The 17,790-nt window shown below is 44.7% G+C and carries 13 protein-coding genes; 12 read left to right on the top strand and 1 reads right to left on the bottom strand.

Going from position 1 to position 17,790, the window contains the following annotated elements:
- Positions 1 to 60: 60 nt before the first annotated feature.
- The 10 genes from BLO51_RS15565 (at position 61) to BLO51_RS15520 (ending at position 13,650) form a co-directional block, all read left to right on the top strand.
- Entirely contained in the window at positions 61 to 3,210 is a 3,150-nt protein-coding gene (locus tag BLO51_RS15565) for a lantibiotic dehydratase (RefSeq protein WP_090673331.1), read from the top strand.
- On the top strand, positions 3,207 to 5,090 hold the full coding sequence (locus BLO51_RS15560) for an ABC transporter ATP-binding protein (RefSeq protein WP_090673329.1): 1,884 nt from the start codon (positions 3,207 to 3,209) through the stop codon (positions 5,088 to 5,090). The genes BLO51_RS15565 and BLO51_RS15560 overlap by 4 nt, the downstream gene beginning before the upstream one ends.
- Positions 5,087 to 6,460 carry a lanthionine synthetase C family protein gene (locus BLO51_RS15555; protein ID WP_090673327.1) on the top strand — a complete coding sequence of 458 codons (1,374 nt, stop codon included), beginning with the start codon at positions 5,087 to 5,089 and terminating at the stop codon, positions 6,458 to 6,460. Before BLO51_RS15560 ends, BLO51_RS15555 begins: the two co-directional genes overlap by 4 nt.
- A gap of 254 nt (positions 6,461 to 6,714) precedes the next feature.
- The gene (locus BLO51_RS15550) at positions 6,715 to 7,425 is read left to right on the top strand and encodes a response regulator transcription factor (protein ID WP_090673325.1); all 711 of its coding nucleotides are present in this window, start codon (positions 6,715 to 6,717) and stop codon (positions 7,423 to 7,425) included.
- The gene (locus BLO51_RS15545; protein WP_090673323.1) at positions 7,422 to 8,417 is read left to right on the top strand and encodes a sensor histidine kinase; all 996 of its coding nucleotides are present in this window, start codon (positions 7,422 to 7,424) and stop codon (positions 8,415 to 8,417) included. The genes BLO51_RS15550 and BLO51_RS15545 overlap by 4 nt, the downstream gene beginning before the upstream one ends.
- A 211-nt stretch (positions 8,418 to 8,628) precedes the next feature.
- The gene (locus tag BLO51_RS15540; RefSeq protein ID WP_090673321.1) at positions 8,629 to 9,402 is read left to right on the top strand and encodes an ABC transporter ATP-binding protein; all 774 of its coding nucleotides are present in this window, start codon (positions 8,629 to 8,631) and stop codon (positions 9,400 to 9,402) included.
- Positions 9,374 to 11,320, top strand: a complete 1,947-nt coding sequence (locus BLO51_RS15535; protein ID WP_090673319.1) for an ABC transporter permease — start codon at positions 9,374 to 9,376, stop codon at positions 11,318 to 11,320. The genes BLO51_RS15540 and BLO51_RS15535 overlap by 29 nt, the downstream gene beginning before the upstream one ends.
- A 34-nt stretch (positions 11,321 to 11,354) precedes the next feature.
- Positions 11,355 to 12,083: an ABC transporter ATP-binding protein gene (locus tag BLO51_RS15530; RefSeq protein ID WP_090673317.1), complete on the top strand. Its 729-nt coding sequence runs from the start codon at positions 11,355 to 11,357 to the stop codon at positions 12,081 to 12,083.
- Positions 12,080 to 12,874, top strand: coding sequence for an ABC transporter permease (locus tag BLO51_RS15525; protein ID WP_090673315.1), 795 nt, complete (start codon positions 12,080 to 12,082; stop codon positions 12,872 to 12,874). Before BLO51_RS15530 ends, BLO51_RS15525 begins: the two co-directional genes overlap by 4 nt.
- Before the next feature lie 11 nt (positions 12,875 to 12,885).
- A complete protein-coding gene (locus tag BLO51_RS15520; protein WP_090673313.1) occupies positions 12,886 to 13,650 on the top strand; it encodes an ABC transporter permease in 765 nt (254 codons plus the stop codon).
- 40 nt (positions 13,651 to 13,690) lie between these two features.
- On the opposite strand, the gene BLO51_RS31205 is transcribed toward BLO51_RS15520, so the two are convergent.
- Complete coding sequence (locus tag BLO51_RS31205; protein WP_167670220.1) at positions 13,691 to 13,954, bottom strand: helix-turn-helix transcriptional regulator; 264 nt, start codon at positions 13,952 to 13,954, stop codon at positions 13,691 to 13,693.
- Positions 13,955 to 14,370: 416 nt separating this feature from the next.
- Here BLO51_RS31205 and BLO51_RS15510 point away from each other — a divergent pair, with 416 nt between their 5' ends.
- Positions 14,371 to 16,188 carry a cache domain-containing sensor histidine kinase gene (locus BLO51_RS15510; protein WP_090673309.1) on the top strand — a complete coding sequence of 606 codons (1,818 nt, stop codon included), beginning with the start codon at positions 14,371 to 14,373 and terminating at the stop codon, positions 16,186 to 16,188.
- Complete coding sequence (locus BLO51_RS15505; protein ID WP_090673307.1) at positions 16,181 to 17,770, top strand: response regulator transcription factor; 1,590 nt, start codon at positions 16,181 to 16,183, stop codon at positions 17,768 to 17,770. The genes BLO51_RS15510 and BLO51_RS15505 overlap by 8 nt, the downstream gene beginning before the upstream one ends.
- The last annotated feature ends 20 nt before the right edge of the window (positions 17,771 to 17,790 follow it).

The following is a 17,790-nucleotide window of genomic DNA, read 5'->3' as shown; positions in this document are numbered from 1 at the left end:
GGGGACTTATTTAGTCCCTCTTTTCACATTAGGAACAACAGCTGAGAACGGAGGGGCCAAATGCCAACGGAGACTAGTATTTATCGAGCTATGGACTTTTTTATGGTTCGCGCGCCTATCTTGCCTTTCGACTTATTTTCTAAATATTTTCTGACCGAAGGTGAAGAACCGCTAACGTTGAAGAGAACCTCATTAGCCTATCTTATAGAATTGTCCGAAGATAGCATCATTCGTGAAGCGATCGCGGCGGCAAGTCCAAACTTGCTTGAGTCACTTGTTCACCTCGGTAACGAAGATAATTTACGCAAACGCGGGCAAGTAGTAAAAGGATTCATGCGTTATTTATTAAGAATGATGACTCGACCGACACCATTTGGTTTGTTTTCGGGAGTCACGTATGGGAAATTCGGAGAACGATCTCGGCTTAATTTAAACGGAATCGATACTTACGTTAAACATGCAAGGCCTGATATGGAATGGTTATTAAAAATTATAGGAAGCCTAGAGAATAAACGTGAGGTTGTATGCCAACTTAAGATTCAGCGCAATACCTTAATATATCGTCAGGGGAATAGAGCGAAGCTTCCTTATACTACAAGATATGGAGGACTGGGCGAGGGGGGGAACGAAAGCGTATCTGTTCGTGCATCGGCTGTATTTGACTGTGTGATGGATGCTTGCACGAATCCGATCTCTTATTCAAAACTAATCTCTTGGATTCGGGAGCGTTTCAAAAAAGCCGAAATAGAGACAATTGAACATTATGTTTGGCAGCTTTTTGAACAAGAATTTTTAATTTCGGAGTTAAGACCTCCAACGACGACAACAGATCCATTGGGACATGTGATGTCTGTATTAGATTCGATAACGGGAATGGAGGATTTGAAAGATAAGCTTCATCGGATTCGAGAGGACATTTTTAAGTATAACTTACTTCCTGTAGGTCAGGGTGAAGAAATGCTGTCGCAATTGCGCAAAGCCATGAATGAGATTATGAATGTGAAGTCTCCATTACAAATTGACTTGTCTTTAGAAGACCGGTCAATTACTTTGACTGATCGAATTCGTAAAGATGTGGAGAAAGCGGCACAATTGCTTTGCCGAACTTCATCACGAAGGAACAGGCACCTAGAAGAATACTGTAATGAGTTTTTGGAAAATTATGGACCATACCGTGAAGTTCCAATCCTCGAATTGCTTGATGAAGAAATGGGTTTAGGGGCTCCCGCTACGTATAGTAACCCTCAGAGCCATCGACGCCGGTTAACGAATACAGTGGCAAAACAAGAACAGTTCCTTTTACAATGGTTCGTATCCTGCCTGCATAGAGGCGAACAAGAAGTTATGCTCACGGATGAAATGGTCGAACAACTCATGGATGATAACAAATCTCAGGAGTTAATCCCCCTACCGTCTATGGAATTATACTTTCAGCTGGTTGCACACAATCATCAGAAGCTCGACGATGGAGAATACACTTTGGTTTTAAGTCCTAATCCAGGCTCTGACGGAGCAGGCAGGACATTTGGGCGCTTTATTGACTTGTTCGGTGACCGCTTTAAAGAGACGTTTAACATAATTCATCAGGAAGAACAACGCTTATCCCCTAGTAAGCTATTCGCTGAGATTTCGTATCTTCCAAGTGTAGGGAGGTCTACTAATGTTGTGCTCACGGAAAATTTTCGTAAGTATGAAATAGCTATTGGTACGAATCATACTATGCCAGCCGGACAACAAATTCATGTCTCTGATCTTGTGGTTGGTGTACGACATAATCGATTTTACCTGAAGTCACGAAAACATAATCGAGAAGTGGTTCCTACAGCCGGCCATATGTTGAATTACCGAAATGCCCCAAATGTCTATCGCTTTTTAATGGAAGTTAGTCAAGAAGGGTACAGACCATGGTCGGTAATAGAATGGGGGTCGCTGGCCCAATCTCCCTTTACGCCGCGTTTGCGGTATGAAAAGATTATACTTTGCCCGGCGACATGGAGAATTCAAATCTCTCAAATAACGACTGGGAAAGAAAACGTCGAGAATCTGGGACTCGTCGTTCAACAATTTCGGGAGGAGTGGAAGGTACCCCGTTTTGTGTATATGATTCAGTTCGATAATCGAATCTTGCTTGACCTTGATCATCCACTGCACGTAGAAGAGATATGCAAAGATTTAAAATCAAACGCTAAAGTAACGTTAATCGAACATATAGGAGGATTTGAGGAATTACCTATTCATCGAAGCGATGGCCGGGTGGTTGCGGAATTCGTGTTTCCGCTCGTGCGCGGGAGCGGACAGACATGCTCATTAGAAGAAATCGCCGCAACGAGCGAAATAGATACGAAGCCGCTCGTAGAAGAAATCCGGCATATACATTTACCGGGCGGGCCTTGGTTTTATGCCAAGTTATATGGTCTGGGTACCCGTCAAGACGAATTTATTGGGCGTTATTGGGAAGGGTTTGTTCGAGAATGTCGGGAGGAGGGGGTTGTCGATCAGGCGTATTTTATTCGCTATTCCGATCCGAATCGTCACATTAGAGCTCGCTTCAAAATATCAAAAGAAGAAGCACAGTTTGTACGTATCTTTCACAATTGGACAAAAACATTACTACAGGAGGGAGTGATCTCAAAGGTCATTATAGATACGTATGAACCGGAAATTGAACGGTATGGCGGACCGGAACTGATGCTCTTGGCCGAGCGGCTGTTCGCTGCCGATAGCGAAGTAACCTCCAATCTTGTTCGTTTGATTCGATTCCAACAGATACAACTTAGCAAGGAAAACGTAGCTGTTCTAAGTGTGATTTATTTATTGTACCAATTTGGCAACAAGGGGCAGGAGGTTTACGAACTTCTTAATGAAAAATTCAATGTGAAGGATTATCTGGATGATTTTCGTCAAGAGCGTCGGCTGTTTATGCAGATGTTAGGCGGAGAAAATGGAGTAAAGCCGTCTCATCCAGAGGGAGATGTGGTTTATCGAATTGTTAAGACAAGAGAAGCAGCGGTGAGGTGTTACTGGGAAACGCTGCTGGATCAAGAGAAGAAGGGCGTCCTTTCGAACACAAAAGACGACATATTGTTCAGTATAATTCATATGCATCTGAATCGGTTCCTTGGAACGGATCGGGATCAGGAGCGCAAGGTAATGATTATGGCTCGCCATGCCATGAATAGCTTGGTGCAGTACCGGAGGACATTCCAATGACGAACGGTCAGGAGGGTGTGCACCATGAATTGCGTTCTGTGCTGCGGTCTGTTCTGCACGGATTGCAGCTATTCCAACTGATATTCCGGATGAATAAGAGGTACACGCTTACAAGCGTCCTCTTGTACATAATTCAAGGCATTATGCCTGTGGCCACCTTAATCGTTACGCAAAATCTACTAAATGGCGTTTCAATGGCATGGAAACAAGGAGAAGCTTGGCTAATAACCCAATTTGCATTATTTATACTTGTATTCGTGATGAAAAATGTCATTAGTGCTGTACAAAGCTATGTGGATGGAATTCTTCAGACATTGCTATCGAATACGCTAAATATTATGGTTTGTGAAAAATCGACTACATTGGGTCTGGCGGATTATGAAAATTCGGAGGTAAACGACCAGTTAAAGAGAGCGAATCAGGAATCGTCATACCGACCCTATCAACTATATACGCAAATGGCGGGAATCGCTTCTAGTCTCATTACAATGCTTTCCTCCGCTGTTTTACTAATCTTATGGAAATGGTGGGTTGTACTTGTTATTTTTATTATTTCTACTATTTCATTCTATTCTCTATTAAAACTTAATCGCGAACAGTTTCGCATTTATATGGATCGCACTCCTCTAAATCGACAAACGTGGTATATGACCTATTTGTTGACGAATGATAGCGCTTTTAAGGAAGTGAAGCTTTTTCAACTCGGCCCTTATTTGCTGAATCGTTATCGCGACTTTTTAACAAGTTTTTTGCTTGTAGATCGGCGAATATTGATGAAATATACCCGTATTAAATTACTTTACGATATGTTGGAAATTGCATTATTATTCTGGTTGATTTGGCTTGTGATCCAAGAAGCTTTCCATAAAGAAATCTTGATCGGAAGTTTGTACGGCTACATTCAGGCAATCACGCTATCGCAGAGCCAGATGCAGGCGATGATCCATGGCATGATAAAATTTTCCCAAAGCAATCTTTATATGGAGCAGTTGCTTCAATTTTTAAAAGTGCCAACATCAGATCCTGTCCAGCGGCAGAAACAGTTGCTTACTCCCCCTAAAGTATCGTGTGATGAGAGTTTTCGAATTGAGCAAATTTCTTTTGAAGGAGTTTCTTTTCGTTATTCGGGACAATCCCGCGACACGATTCGAAATCTTCATTTTACTTTGGCTAAAGGCCAAACGATTGCCATTGTAGGTAAGAATGGATCAGGAAAATCGACATTGGTCAAGCTTCTGATGCAGCTTTACGCAGATTACCAAGGTGTCATTAAGGTAAATGGACATAATATCCTCGATTATGATCTACAACAAATTCAAGAGCGTATAGGCATTGTTTTTCAAGACTTTGTACATTATGAAATGTCAGTACGTCATAATATAGGTTTTGGATCCATGGATAAGCTAGAGCAAGATGAGCAGCTACTGGACGCGGCTAAGTGTGCGGCCATTGATCAAACGATCAAGCAACTGCCTTATGGTTTGGACACGCAGTTGGGAAGATGGTTTGAAGAGGGTTTTCAACTTTCGGGAGGGCAGTGGCAGCGTATTGCGATTGCTCGAGCTTTTTTTCGAAGTGCGGATGTATATATTTTGGATGAACCGACTTCCTTTTTGGACCCGCTGGCAGAGCAGAATTTGCTGCAGTTGTTCCAAGATTTAATGAAAGAACGGATGGCGATATTCATCACCCATCGCATCTCATCGGCACGACTCGCGGATAAGATTCTTGTGATGGATAATGGCCAGATCGTTGAACAAGGAACACATGCAGAGCTTATCAAATTGGACGGCATATATTCCCAAATGTACCGTGTACAGGCGAGTTCGTTCACAGATGAAGGAGTTGGAGTCGAGTACGCAGGAGGAGGCCGAAAATGATAAAAGAGAGAACGTTAGCCACAGCTTGGAGACCGTTAAATGGACCGGTAGAAGAAAGAGTTGCGCATGTGTTGGGATGCATTGCCAAGCGTTACAAGGATCCGGAAGAGGTACAATCCATGATGCGGAAGGTTCCGCAGCGAGAGATCGAAGGGATGAAGATCGATGCTTGGTCAGATCTGACTCTCGCGAATGGTTTTACCGGGATTTGTCTATTGCTGGGTCAAATGGATCGTTTGTTCCCAGATGAAGGCTGGGATAGGATTGGGCATCATTATTTGCAGCAAATCCAAAGTTCTCTCGAACAGCAAAATATTCACAGTTTATCGCTTTATAGCGGACTTGCAGGTGTATTAGTAGGTGTACGAGCTTTATCAAGAGGGGGAACCCGTTATCTAGGGATGTTGGATACCCTAGCGTCCTGGTTCGAAGAATTGGTGCTACAGAAAGTCCAAATCTGTAAAGAACAATGGGTAGTGGGTCGGCTTCGAATGGATCAATATGACACGATTCAAGGATTTGCCGGAATCGGTCGTGTTGTGATGTTATTCCCCGAACGACCGCGAATGAAGATGATTTGGGAACAAATTATTGAGTTGTTCGATATTTTTTGTGACGAAAAAAGCTATAACGGATACATAATACCAGCATGGCATATAAGTTCGGAGGACCAATTTTTGGAACAAGAGAAGGTTCAATATCCCCATGGAAACTTTAATTTGGGGTTGTCTCATGGCATAACGGGACCGTTATCGTTTATGAGTTTATCGGCAATAAATGGATGGACTACAGATAGTATCGAAGCAAATATTCGGAAACTGGCGGAATGGGTAAATAAATGGAAAATGAGGGACTCTACAGGAACCATTTGGCCCGGAAGAGTTTCTTTTGAAGAACTGCTACATGATGAAATACAGTCTGACAGTATCAGAGGACATAGAGATTCTTGGTGTTATGGTGCGCCTGGGATTGCAAGATCACTTTGGCTTGCAGGACATGCCGTACAGAATGAAGAGTGGATTTCATCAGGTTTGAACGCATATTTGGAGATTGAACAGCGAATGGAGACGAAAGGAGGTTTAACATCTGCCACGCTGTGTCACGGATTAAGCGGTCTATTGCATCTTATTCAACGAATGTATTCGGACACTGGTCATCCAGGATTGAGCGCTATGCGTGATCGCTTTGTCGTTGATTTGTTGGATATGTATAATCCGGATTCATTATTTGGTTATTATGATCAAAAGGGGAAAGACGGAGAAGTAGATGAAGCAGGATTTCTAACGGGTAGTGCAGGGGTGGCCTTGGTACTGGCTTCTTTGATTTCAAAAAAGAGCCCGGATTGGGATTTTGTATTATTGGTTCATTAATCAAAGGTTGCCTGCCAATGTTCCATTTGTATAAGAATATTTGCTTAAACTCCAACCCGCAAGCATTGCGGGTTTTCCTGTTCATTTTGAACTATTAATTGGAGTTTCTGAGAATTTAACTTAGCCAAATTATTGTTTGAATATGAAATATCTGTTATGATTGGGACGAAACATTTTATTGTAAATAAAAGTAAAATTGGTGTAGTTGTGCTCCTATATTACCTATCAATAAAGTTCATCGTAAGGCGAGGTTGATGAACACGTATACGATTCTTATTGTCGAAGACGACGCTAAAATCTCCGGCTTACTTTGCTCCTATATAAATAAGTACGGTTTCACCGCAAAGGAAGTCGATAACTTCAATGATGTTCTGGATAGCTTTAGAAAGTCAAACGCTCATCTGGTTCTGCTTGATATCAACCTTCCTAAATATGACGGTTATTACTGGTGCCGGCAAATTCGTTCACATTCCCACTGTCCGATTCTGTTTATTTCTGCCCGGGATAGTCAAATGGATCAAGTTATGGCGCTTGAAAACGGGGCAGACGATTATATTACCAAACCATTTCATTATGAGGTGGTCATGGCCAAAATCCGCAGCCATTTAAGAAGGGCCTATGGTTCATACTCGTTTGGACAAGGAGAAAGGAAAGTCAAGGCAGGCAATCTTGTTTTGTTTCCAGAACGCTTTGTTGTCATGCTTGGTGAGGGCATAACAGAACTGACACAAAAAGAAGCGGTGTTATTGGAAACTCTGATGACTAAAGCCGGACGTGTCGTCAGCAGGGGGCGGCTGCTTGATCTGATGTGGGAAGATCATCATTTTATCGATGAAAATACATTGAATGTGTATATTACGCGCGTTCGGAAAAAATTAAAAGAACTTGGGGCGGAAGAGGCGGTAGAAACAATTCGGGGCGTAGGCTACAGACTAAATTCCGGAACAGGAGTATCCTCCATATGAGACTTTTTTGGAAGGACCATATTCCGCTACTGCTATTTTATCTTGTCCAAATCATATTGGTTCCGCTTTTGTATTGGCTTACGGGAGAAGGTCGTCCTTTTTCGATCGTTGTTTACGGAGCATTACTTAGTTCCACCGTTTTGGCGGTCTATTTGAGCTATCGCTATTTTAGCCTAAGGAGGTTTTACACCCAGCTAAATAATCCCCTCGAATGGGGAAGAGAGACTATACAGTCGATGGGCGAATCCCCGCTTCCGGACGCCGTTAATCGATTATTCAGCCATTGCGATCAATACTATCAAGAAGAATTGCACCGCTACAGGAGTAGTATGGAGCAGCATGTCATTTTCATTAATCGTTGGGTACATCAAATGAAGACACCAATTTCCGTCATTCAGCTTACAGTACAGGACCTCGAAGATACGGCGGCAGATGGAATTATGGAAGATCTGGAAAAATTGAGAAAAGGACTTGAGATGGTCATTTATACATCACGCCTAGAGCGTTTCGAACAAGATTTTATTGTGGAGAACGTATCGCTTCAGAAAGTCGTCAATCAAGCTGTTGCTGAAAATCGTCGATTATTCATACGTAAGGGTGTTACTCCTAATATCCAACTAATTGAGAATTGGCCGGTATATAGTGACCGGAAATGGCTGCAATTTATGGTAGGGCAAATTCTCATCAACGCAGTTAATTATACGGAGGGCTCCGGAAAAAACGTATATATCCATGCTTACCAACAGGGTGATAGTATAATTTTGGAAATTCGTGATGAGGGAATCGGTATTACCAAAGAAGATCTCAAACGAGTGTTTAACCCGTATTACACGGGTGAACGAGGCCGCCAGTATCATGAGTCTACCGGGATGGGATTATACCTTGTACGGGAAATTTGCAATCGGCTTGGTCATAGGGTTGAGTTAGATTCGGAACCCAGGATGGGAACTACCGTTAGGTTAGAGTTTAGTCATAAACGAGTGCTCACTTAAAGGAAATCGAATTATTCCCAAAGAAGCAATCCGTGTATAGATCACATGGAGCGCTTCTTTGTATTCTCCTGTTGCATGATCGATTAGCCATCAAAATTTACCGAACATAACCTTAAATGCTATGTAAGACAAAGTTAAGGTAAATCTATAGCAGCGCGGCCACCTATACAGTACAGTTAGAAGAGAAGAGCGCAATTGAGGAGCGAGTGGGATGAGCATTCTTCACGTAAAGGGACTTAACAAAATATATACGGGCAAGGTGGCTACACATGCTTTATGCGATATTGACCTGACTATTGATGAAGGTGAGTTTGTAGGTATTATGGGGCCTTCGGGTAGCGGTAAAACGACATTGCTTAATGTGGTTTCTACTATTGACGCACCGAACACAGGCATGGTCAGAATTAATAACAGCGATCCTTATAAATTAAGCAAAAAGGATTTGGCGATATTCCGAAGAAGACAGCTCGGATTTGTATTTCAAGACTTTAATTTGTTGGATACGTTAACTGTAGCGGAAAACATCGTGCTCCCATTAACGCTTGACAATAAGCCGCTTACAGAGATGGATGCCAAGTTGAAGCAAGTTACGGCGCTGTTGGAAATAAGCGATATTTTGCATAAACGAACTTATGAAATATCCGGTGGTCAACGCCAAAGGACCGCTATTGCTCGAGCAATTATTACCTCGCCTGTTCTTCTTCTCGCAGATGAGCCAACAGGTGCACTTGATTCGAAATCCTCGCGCGTGGTAATGGAATCCTTCGCTGCCGCTAACCAGCAGAAGGGGACCACTGTTATGCTAGTTACTCACGACCCGTTGGCGGCCAGTTATTGCCAAAGAATTATTTTTATTAAGGATGGACGTTTGGCAGCTGAAATCCGTCGTGGAGAAAACAGACAAACCTTTTTTCAAAAAATTATCGACACCCTTTCGTTTTGGGGAGGTCATTCGGGTGAGCTTTCGTCAATTCGCATTCAATAATGTCAAACGGAACTCACGTGCGTACTTTGCCTATTTTATTAGCAGTGCCTTTATGGTCATGATTTTTTTTACATACGCTGTGTTTATTTATCACCCCAGGATGGAACAAATTCCAATAGGGAAACTGGCGCGAGCAGGCATGCAGGCTGCGGAATACGTAATACTTCTATTTGCTTTTTTCTTTATATTTTATTCCATCAGCATGTTTTTAAAAGTTCGTAACATGGAATTGGGAATTTTGTTTATTTTAGGTGCTACACCTGCTCAGGTTAATCGGTTAATTTTTTTTGAGAATATGTTAATTGGGTTTGCTTCTATTCTCACCGGCATTGCTGGAGGATTGCTCTTATCTAAACTGTTCTTGCTTTTCAGTACGAAGATGACCGAGATGAAAGAACTACCCTTTTACTGGCCCACCAAGGCGTTGCTGCTTACGGTCGCTTCTTTTTCCACATTATTCATCTGTATCTCTTTGTTTACTCTTGTCTTTGTTCAAAAAATCAAAGTATTTGAACTGCTTCAAGGGAACAAAGCTCCCAAAAAAGAACCTCGTGCATCCGTCTTCATGTCCTTCACAGGAACGGTAATGCTTGCAGTTGGCCTTGTTTCTCTTCGCATGGAGACGTTGACGCCGAGCAAAATCTTTGTTGCGGCAGCAGCAGGAATTGCAGGCACCTATCTGTTCTATTCCCAATTTTCCGTTTATATGGTTCGTCTCTTAAAACGAAGTCGTAAGGCTTTATGGCGAGGCACTAACCTACTTTGGATATCTGAGATAGCTTATAAAATAAAAGACAACGCCCGAATTCTTTTTATGATTACGGTCGTGACCTCTATTGCCTGTATGAGTTCGAGCCTTGTGTTAGCCATGGCCCAAGCGAATTATCAGAGTTACATAAACAATCCTTTTGCATTGAATTATTATAGTCTTCAAAACGAATATTCCGAAGGGGACTTAAAGGAAATCAACAGGCATTTGAACGCGGCAGGTGTCACTTACAATCAAATCAAGGTTACAACTCAGAGAATTAAAGTAAAAACCAGCGTTCACTCTGTGGATCAAAACAAAGATTCAATCGTTGAAGTGATAGCCGCAAGTAATATCAACGAACTTTCAGCGTTTATGAATATCCTTCCAAACAAAAGATTGGACAATGAAGGCTCTTTCCTGATCTACAACTCAAACGGCTCCGCTCTCGCTGATAAAAGACCGCCTTATGCGATCACGCTTGAGTCCGGACAAACATTGTCCATTAACGATATTTATAAGAACGAAGCGATCGCATCACTTGGTTTTAGAGATACGAATCTCTTGGTAGTGAGCCGTGACGAGTATGAAGAACTAAAGGACAAAAGGAGGGAAAGTATAATTTATGTTTATTATGTTCCTGAATGGAATGATCAATCTCCAAAATCGGAAAGCCCGGAGGCTCTAATTAGCATCGACCTGGAAAAATGGTTCCAAGAAAGGATTGGGCAGCATCAAACGGCCAATTTTTTTTCTACGCGAATGGGAAGTTATTTAAACGCAGAACGGGGAACATCTTTATTTAACTTTATCGGTATTTTTATTGCATTAATCTTTTCAATATCATCAGCAAGCTTTTTATATTTCAAACTTCATACGGAGCTTTTGGCGGATAGTAAAATGGTTCTCACTCTATCGAAGATTGGGCTTAGCACTGCAGAGATGAAGACTTCGGCAACATTGCAAATAGGGTTATTGTTCTTTGTCCCAATTGTGATATCTACCATACAGACATTGGTTGTATTAAGGCCTATTCTCGAAACCATGTATATCAACACGCTATACACGCCTGTCTTGATTGCATCCTCCTTGTTTCTGGGAGTACAAAGTGTTTTTTTCTTGATTGTTCGCTCACGTTACCTACGGCGACTAGATAAAGCGATGGTTTAAATCGCTCAATAACAATGAATTGGAGGAAATAATTATGTCTAACATTATTATGGAAGTCGATAAAATAACAAAAAGAATTGGCAAGCGAGATATTATTTTTGAAACATCATTTACACTTGAAAAAGGGAAAATTTATGGCTTCATTGGACCTAATGGGGCAGGGAAAACGACAATGATGCGAATGATGACAGGTTTGATCCGGCCCACAAACGGTCATATCCGCATCGATTCGTTTGATGTGCAATCCGAGCGCGAACGGGCATTGTCTAAAGTGGGCGCAATTATTGAGTCGCCTGTCTTCTTTGAATATATGACAGGTAGGCAAGTATTGCGCAATTTATCGCGGCTGCACTCGCAAATTTCTTCTTCACAGAGAGAAGCACATATCGAACAATTGTTACAAGCTGTAGGTCTTCAAAAAAGAGGTGATGACCGAGTAAAGACCTACTCTCTTGGTATGAAACAAAGACTTGGAATAGCACAATCCATGCTTGGAGACCCGGAAATTTTATTGCTTGACGAACCTTCGAATGGGTTGGACCCCATCGGGATGCGAGAGTTACGCGATATTATTTTTCGTTTGCGCAATTCAGCAAATTATGCTTTTTTCATATCAAGCCATTTGCTTGATGAGTTACAAAAAATGTGCGATGAGTTAATCATTATTCGAGAGGGGACCATTATCTGGATGGGGCCTACTCAAAATTTAGTTCAGGACGGACAGCGCCTGGAGGATGCTTTTATGGAGTTAATGCACGCATGAGAACATTAATAGTTTGTGAAGTTGAAAAATTAGTTAGGCGTAAATGGATATGGGTTATTTTTCTAAGTACACCTTTTCTTGCTTACACTGCGGGGAGTTATTTTTTGTGGCTAAATCTGCTGGATAGTTCTTCATCTGTATCGCCTAGCCTGTTTCCTATGTTTGGGCTCCGCCAAAATTTGTACTTCATATGCAATATAGTTGTCGCTGTGCTTGTTGCTGCAGTCTATACGGAAGAATTTCGTGGCGGACAGCTGCGTTTTCTGTTCTTACGTCGGTATTCACGGGGGCAAATCTTTTTCTGCAAACAGTTTGTGATTCAGCTTTGCATTTTAATGCTGCTGCTTGCCTTTGGAATTTCCTTAGTGGCCGTTGGAATCGTACGACTCCCGCTGGAACTTTCATCGCTTCATTCAGCATTGGGCTATACAGTTGAATATTATATACTTGCCTATGCTTCATTAGTTGGAATTAGCTGTGTTTTCTCGTTTATAGCTATGTATAGCAAGAATGTTACTTATGCAATCGGTATTAGCTTAGCTTATGTGCTAGTCTCTCTATTATTTGATGGCTTGTACTTGAAATTAGCTGCTTTATTTTCATATTTTCCATATCTACGTGATTTAATCTCCTATGTATTGGTTCCATATATGCAGCACACGGGTTTGCATACCGCGTTATCGGGAAGTGAATCTGCACTTTGGGCAATAGCAACAGTATTGATCGTGAATTCTTTTGTTTTCACTTGGCTTGCCTATCGTCGTTTTGTTGCCGATGATTACATGAATTAGGAGGAGTCCATATGTTCGGATTGTGGATTAGTGAGATGGAGCGAATCTGGAGAAGGAAACTCATTATCATATACTGTATCTTCTTACTTCTTGTAATAGCTAACATATGGAGTTTGAAGATTCGGGGCTGGGGGGAATTTCGCTTCGGTGAAGGGAAAATACCGATGAATGATTTGAATATGCCGTGGTTTATGATGAGTGATGTATCCTTGTTGCTCGTTGCGGTAATCCTGCCGATCATCTTTGTCGATCAATTAAGCGGGGAAATCTATTCAGGAGCTTATCGACTATACCTGCTCAGGCCGTTTCGTCGGTTTCAATTTTGGGGTGCCAAACTTTTAGCTCTCGCGGCGACGACGACAATATTTATTAGTGCTACGTACTTTGTTGCGATCCTAGGTGCTTGGCTATTCTTTCCGCATAGCGATACGCTTGTTATGTATGGATCTACGGCTCCCGTAGGACCGGGAGAAGCTGTATTGTATACGCTAAAATTTTATTTGCTTTTTGTACTAACTTGTATAGCCAAGCTTATGCTGAGTAGTGTAGTGTGTTTATTTGTCTCAAGACCGCTTATTGCTTTCTTTGTTCTGTTTATCAGTTCCATCGTACTATACCAATTCGCTAAAGAGCTTGTCATATTATTTGACCCTTTCCAGCAAATTCTACTGGCGATTAGCGCGGAAGGGGCTTTGAAATTTTGGATTTACTTATTCGGCTCCATGATTGCCTTTACAATAATCAGTTTTCTGCGTTGGGAGCGAAAGGTTGTTTAAACTCGCGCCCCGCAGGCAAGCGGGGCATATTTATGTTATTTTATTTGGTTGTAATTTCAATATTACGCTTGATACCTAACAAAAGTAAAAGCAGCGATGTTTTGGAGTGCACTCCCATTTTGGTGTGTATTCTGTTAATGTACGTTCTGACCGTATTTTCCGACAGATGAGTTTGTTTGGCAATTTGTTTATAATCATAATCCAATACCCAGTAAAACGTAATTTCTTTCTCACGTGAAGTTAAATCTAATGAATTAATTATTTTTTTTACATCGAAGAATTCTATTAATTCTGTCTGGTTCAATATAAGTCATCTCCTATTGATCTTATTGATCTTGATTTGTGACTGTGTAGCTTTAGGTATCTTGTAAGTTGTATTATACAGTCATTTTTTTGAAAATAATTATAGGATACTTATATTAAAACATTTTTTGAGATAATTATCCATAATGTTTTATTAATTCAAAATATGTATAATTAATAGTGTGGTTTTAGAAACCAAATTCAATAGTAAGTGGCTTTATGGAAACGTCTTTTCGACTTATTTACAAATAGACTTTTTTTCGTAGAAATTTTCCCTTCTTCCCCGAAGTTTGAATTGAATAATAGTCTGTTAATGTGAACTACCTACAACCAATCTTTCAGACGCCTAGGAATAGTAACCGCTTTCAACTTATGCCATAATAACTAGCAAACGATTGTTCGGGGGGTCTGGGAGACATGGCGAACTGGATACGCGCGCTTAAGAACAACCTGCTGGGAACCAGCCTGCAAACCAAGCTGCTTTTGGCGGTATTGCCGCTTGCCATTATTCCGCTCGCTGTCTTGGGAACGTTTTCATATCACAAATCGGCGCAGGTCGTACAGCAGCAGGTATGCCAGACCATTCTGGAAAGCTTGTCGCAGGTGAATTACAGTCTGGACTATTTTGTAAAAGATATCGAGCAGCTCACGATGTACATCTACAGCAGCCGCGACATTCAGGACGTGCTGTCCAAGCTGGCGGACCGGCCGCTCGCGGAGAAGCATCAGGACAAGCAGAAGGTGGGCGAGGTGCTGGATACGTTTCTCGGATTCAAGAACTGGGACATTTCCATTTACTTGCTGGGGGAAAACGGGGACCGTTATTTTACCGGCGAGCTGCTGCCCGGGGCTTACGACGATTACAACGCCTCTTGGGGGCTTTTCCGGAAAATGAGGCTTGCGGGCGGCAATGTCGTCTGGGATACGCATTACAGCATGAAAAAGACGGACGATTTCGGCATCGTGCTCAGCAGCGGCCGGCTCTTGAAGCGAATCGATACAAATGCCCCGCTGGGCTATCTGGTCGTGGACATGATGGAACATGCGCTCGCGGACAAGTACAAAAAAGCGCACTTGCAGCCGGGCGGACAGATGCTGCTGTTGGACCGCAATGGCTATATCATCTCCAGCACGCCGTCCAAGCACAAGGTCGGGACGAAGCTGGAGGAGCCGTTTGTGGACCGGGTGCTTGCGGGCGGCAAAGGCTTCTTCGAGCAGGCCGGCGAAGGAACGCCGCCCGTCATGGTCGTGTACGATACGTCCGAGGTGACCGGCTTCAAGCTGGTGAACGTGCTGCCGGTGGCGGCGCTGACGCGGGAGAGCAGCAGCATCCGCAATCTGACCCTGCTGGTCATTGCCGTCGGCGCAGCCGTTTCTTGCGTGCTTGCCTACTTGCTGTCTGTGAACATCACCCATCCGCTGCGCAAGCTGAAATCGCTGATGCGTACAGTGGAAACCGGCAATCTGGACGTCGCCTTTCCGACAAAGTACAAGGACGAGGTCGGGCAGCTTGGCCGAAGCTTCAATGCGATGGTGCAGCGTATTAAGCAACTGATCGACGAAGTGTACAAGAAGCAGCTCATGCTCCAAGAAGCGGAGATCCGGGCGATTCAGGCGCAGTTCAATCCGCATTTTCTGTACAATGCGCTCGATTCCATCAACTGGATGGCCCGCATTCATAAGCTCGATCACATTAGCCGGACAGTCGTCTCGCTTGGCGAGCTGCTCCGGTTCAGCATCCGCAAAGGGCAAGCGCTGATTCCTGTACGTGAGGACATGCAGCAAATCCGCAACTTTCTTACGATCCAGCAGATGCGCTACGGGGACAAGCTGGAGGTGCATATCGAGCTGGACGAGGAGGTCGAGCGGCTCTACACGCTGAAGCTGATGCTGCAGCCCATTGTGGAAAATGCGATCACGCACGGGCTCGAAATGAAGCGGGGACCGGGGCACCTCTGGATTACCGGTAAGGTAGTGGGGGAGCGGGTCCGCTTCGAAGTGCGCGACGACGGCGTCGGCATCCTGCAGGAGAAGCTCGAACGCATCACGTCGGGGCAGTTTGTGTCGGCCGACGAGCGGAAGACAGGGATCGGCTTGGAAAATGTAAAAAAGCGGCTGCAGCTCTATTTCGGAGACCGCTATGTATTGAGCCTTGCCAGCCAGCCGCGGCAGGGGACGACAACGACGATCGAGATTCCGATCATTCGGACGCCGGGGGAGGATACACATGTATAAGGTGCTGATCGTAGAGGACGAATGGCTCGTTCGGGAAGGACTTAAGCATACGATCGACTGGGAAGACGTCGGCTGCCGCATCATGGGCGAAGCATCCGACGGCGAGACGGCGCTCCGGCTGATGGAGGAGGAGACGCCGGATATTGTGCTGACGGATATCCGGATGCCGGAGATGGACGGCATCCAGCTCGCCAAGGAAATTGCGTCCCGGTATCCAGGGATGAAGGTCGTATTTTTGACCGGCTTTGACGAATTCGCTTACGCCCAGCAGGCGCTCAAGCTGGGAGCCGCGGATTACGTGCTGAAGCCGACGAATCCGGACGAGCTGATGCAGCTGATGGGACGCATGGCGGCCAAGCTGGATGAAGAACGGCAGCGGCGGACGGAGCGGGAACGCATGGAGTACAAGCTGGCGTTCGGCCAGCCGCTGATCGTCGAGAAGATGCTGTACGACTTGATGCTGGACCATGCGGGAGCGATGGAGCAGGAGCTGTTTCTGGAATATGCGGCCGAACAAGGAGAGGTATTGGACACGTTCCGGATCGCCTTGCTCTATGCGGAGCCGTCTCCAGGCGAATCCGCGCCGCCGGGCGAGCTGTACCGGAGCATCGCGGCCTGGAGCTCCGGCCTGTCGTCGTATCCGCTTGTACGCATGAACGATGCCAAATACGCGCTGCTGCTGGACCGGGAGACGGAGCGCGGGGAGCTGCACCGGCTGCTGGAACTGGTCCGTCTCAGCGTATTGCAAGGGTTGCAGCAGCAGCTGGTGCTTGGGGTCAGCGGGCGGCACAACCGCCTGGATCTGGTTCCGACTGCGTTCCAGCAAGCGACGCACGCCTTGGTGACGTCGTTCTTCTGGGGCGGGGAACGGATCGCCTGGTTCGAGGATACGGAGCGGCTCGCGGTGGAGGTTCCCGCGCTGCCCGGCTTGCTGGAGGAGCTGATCGAGGCGGTCAAATGGGGAACGGAAGCGTCCATCCGGGAGAAAAGCCAAGCTTGCTTCACGTGGATCGTACAGCAGCACCCGACGAACGAGCTGGAGGCGAGAAGGGCGTTTTTCGGCTGGATCGTATCGCTCTATACGATGCTGCTACGCGAGGACGAGCTGCGGCTCATCGTGCAGGATTCCGCCCTTCTGTTGACCTCTCTGGACCGGACGGTCCGGCTGGAGGACGGACTGGAGCGGCTGAACGGAATGCTGCTTTCCTGGAGCGTGCGTTATCAGGAACAAACAAAGCCGCAGTCGCGAAGCGGGTTCGAGGAGATCGAGGACTATATCGGGCGGCATTACGCCGAAGAAATTACGCTCCAGAGCATCGCGGAGCGCTGCAATATGAGCGAGAGCTACTTTAGCCGCTTGTTCAAGAAGCAGGTCGGCACGAGCTTCGTCGATTATTTGACCGCCTTGCGGATGCGCCGGGCGAAAGAGCTGCTCACGAACCCGCGGCTGAAAATATACGAGGTCGGGCTTCAGGCGGGCTATCAGGACTCGCGCTATTTCAGCCAAATTTTCCGCAAATATACCGGGGAGACGCCGACCGAATTCCGCAAGCGGCTCGGTATACCGAACGTTCCGATATGAATGTTTCGCTTGGCAGCGTG

This window comes from Paenibacillus tianmuensis, from assembly GCF_900100345.1.
In the GTDB taxonomy this organism is placed as follows: domain Bacteria; phylum Bacillota; class Bacilli; order Paenibacillales; family NBRC-103111; genus Paenibacillus_G; species Paenibacillus_G tianmuensis.
The sequence above is the reverse complement of the archived record's forward strand: the minus strand, read 5'-3'. Positions and strand labels throughout refer to the sequence as shown.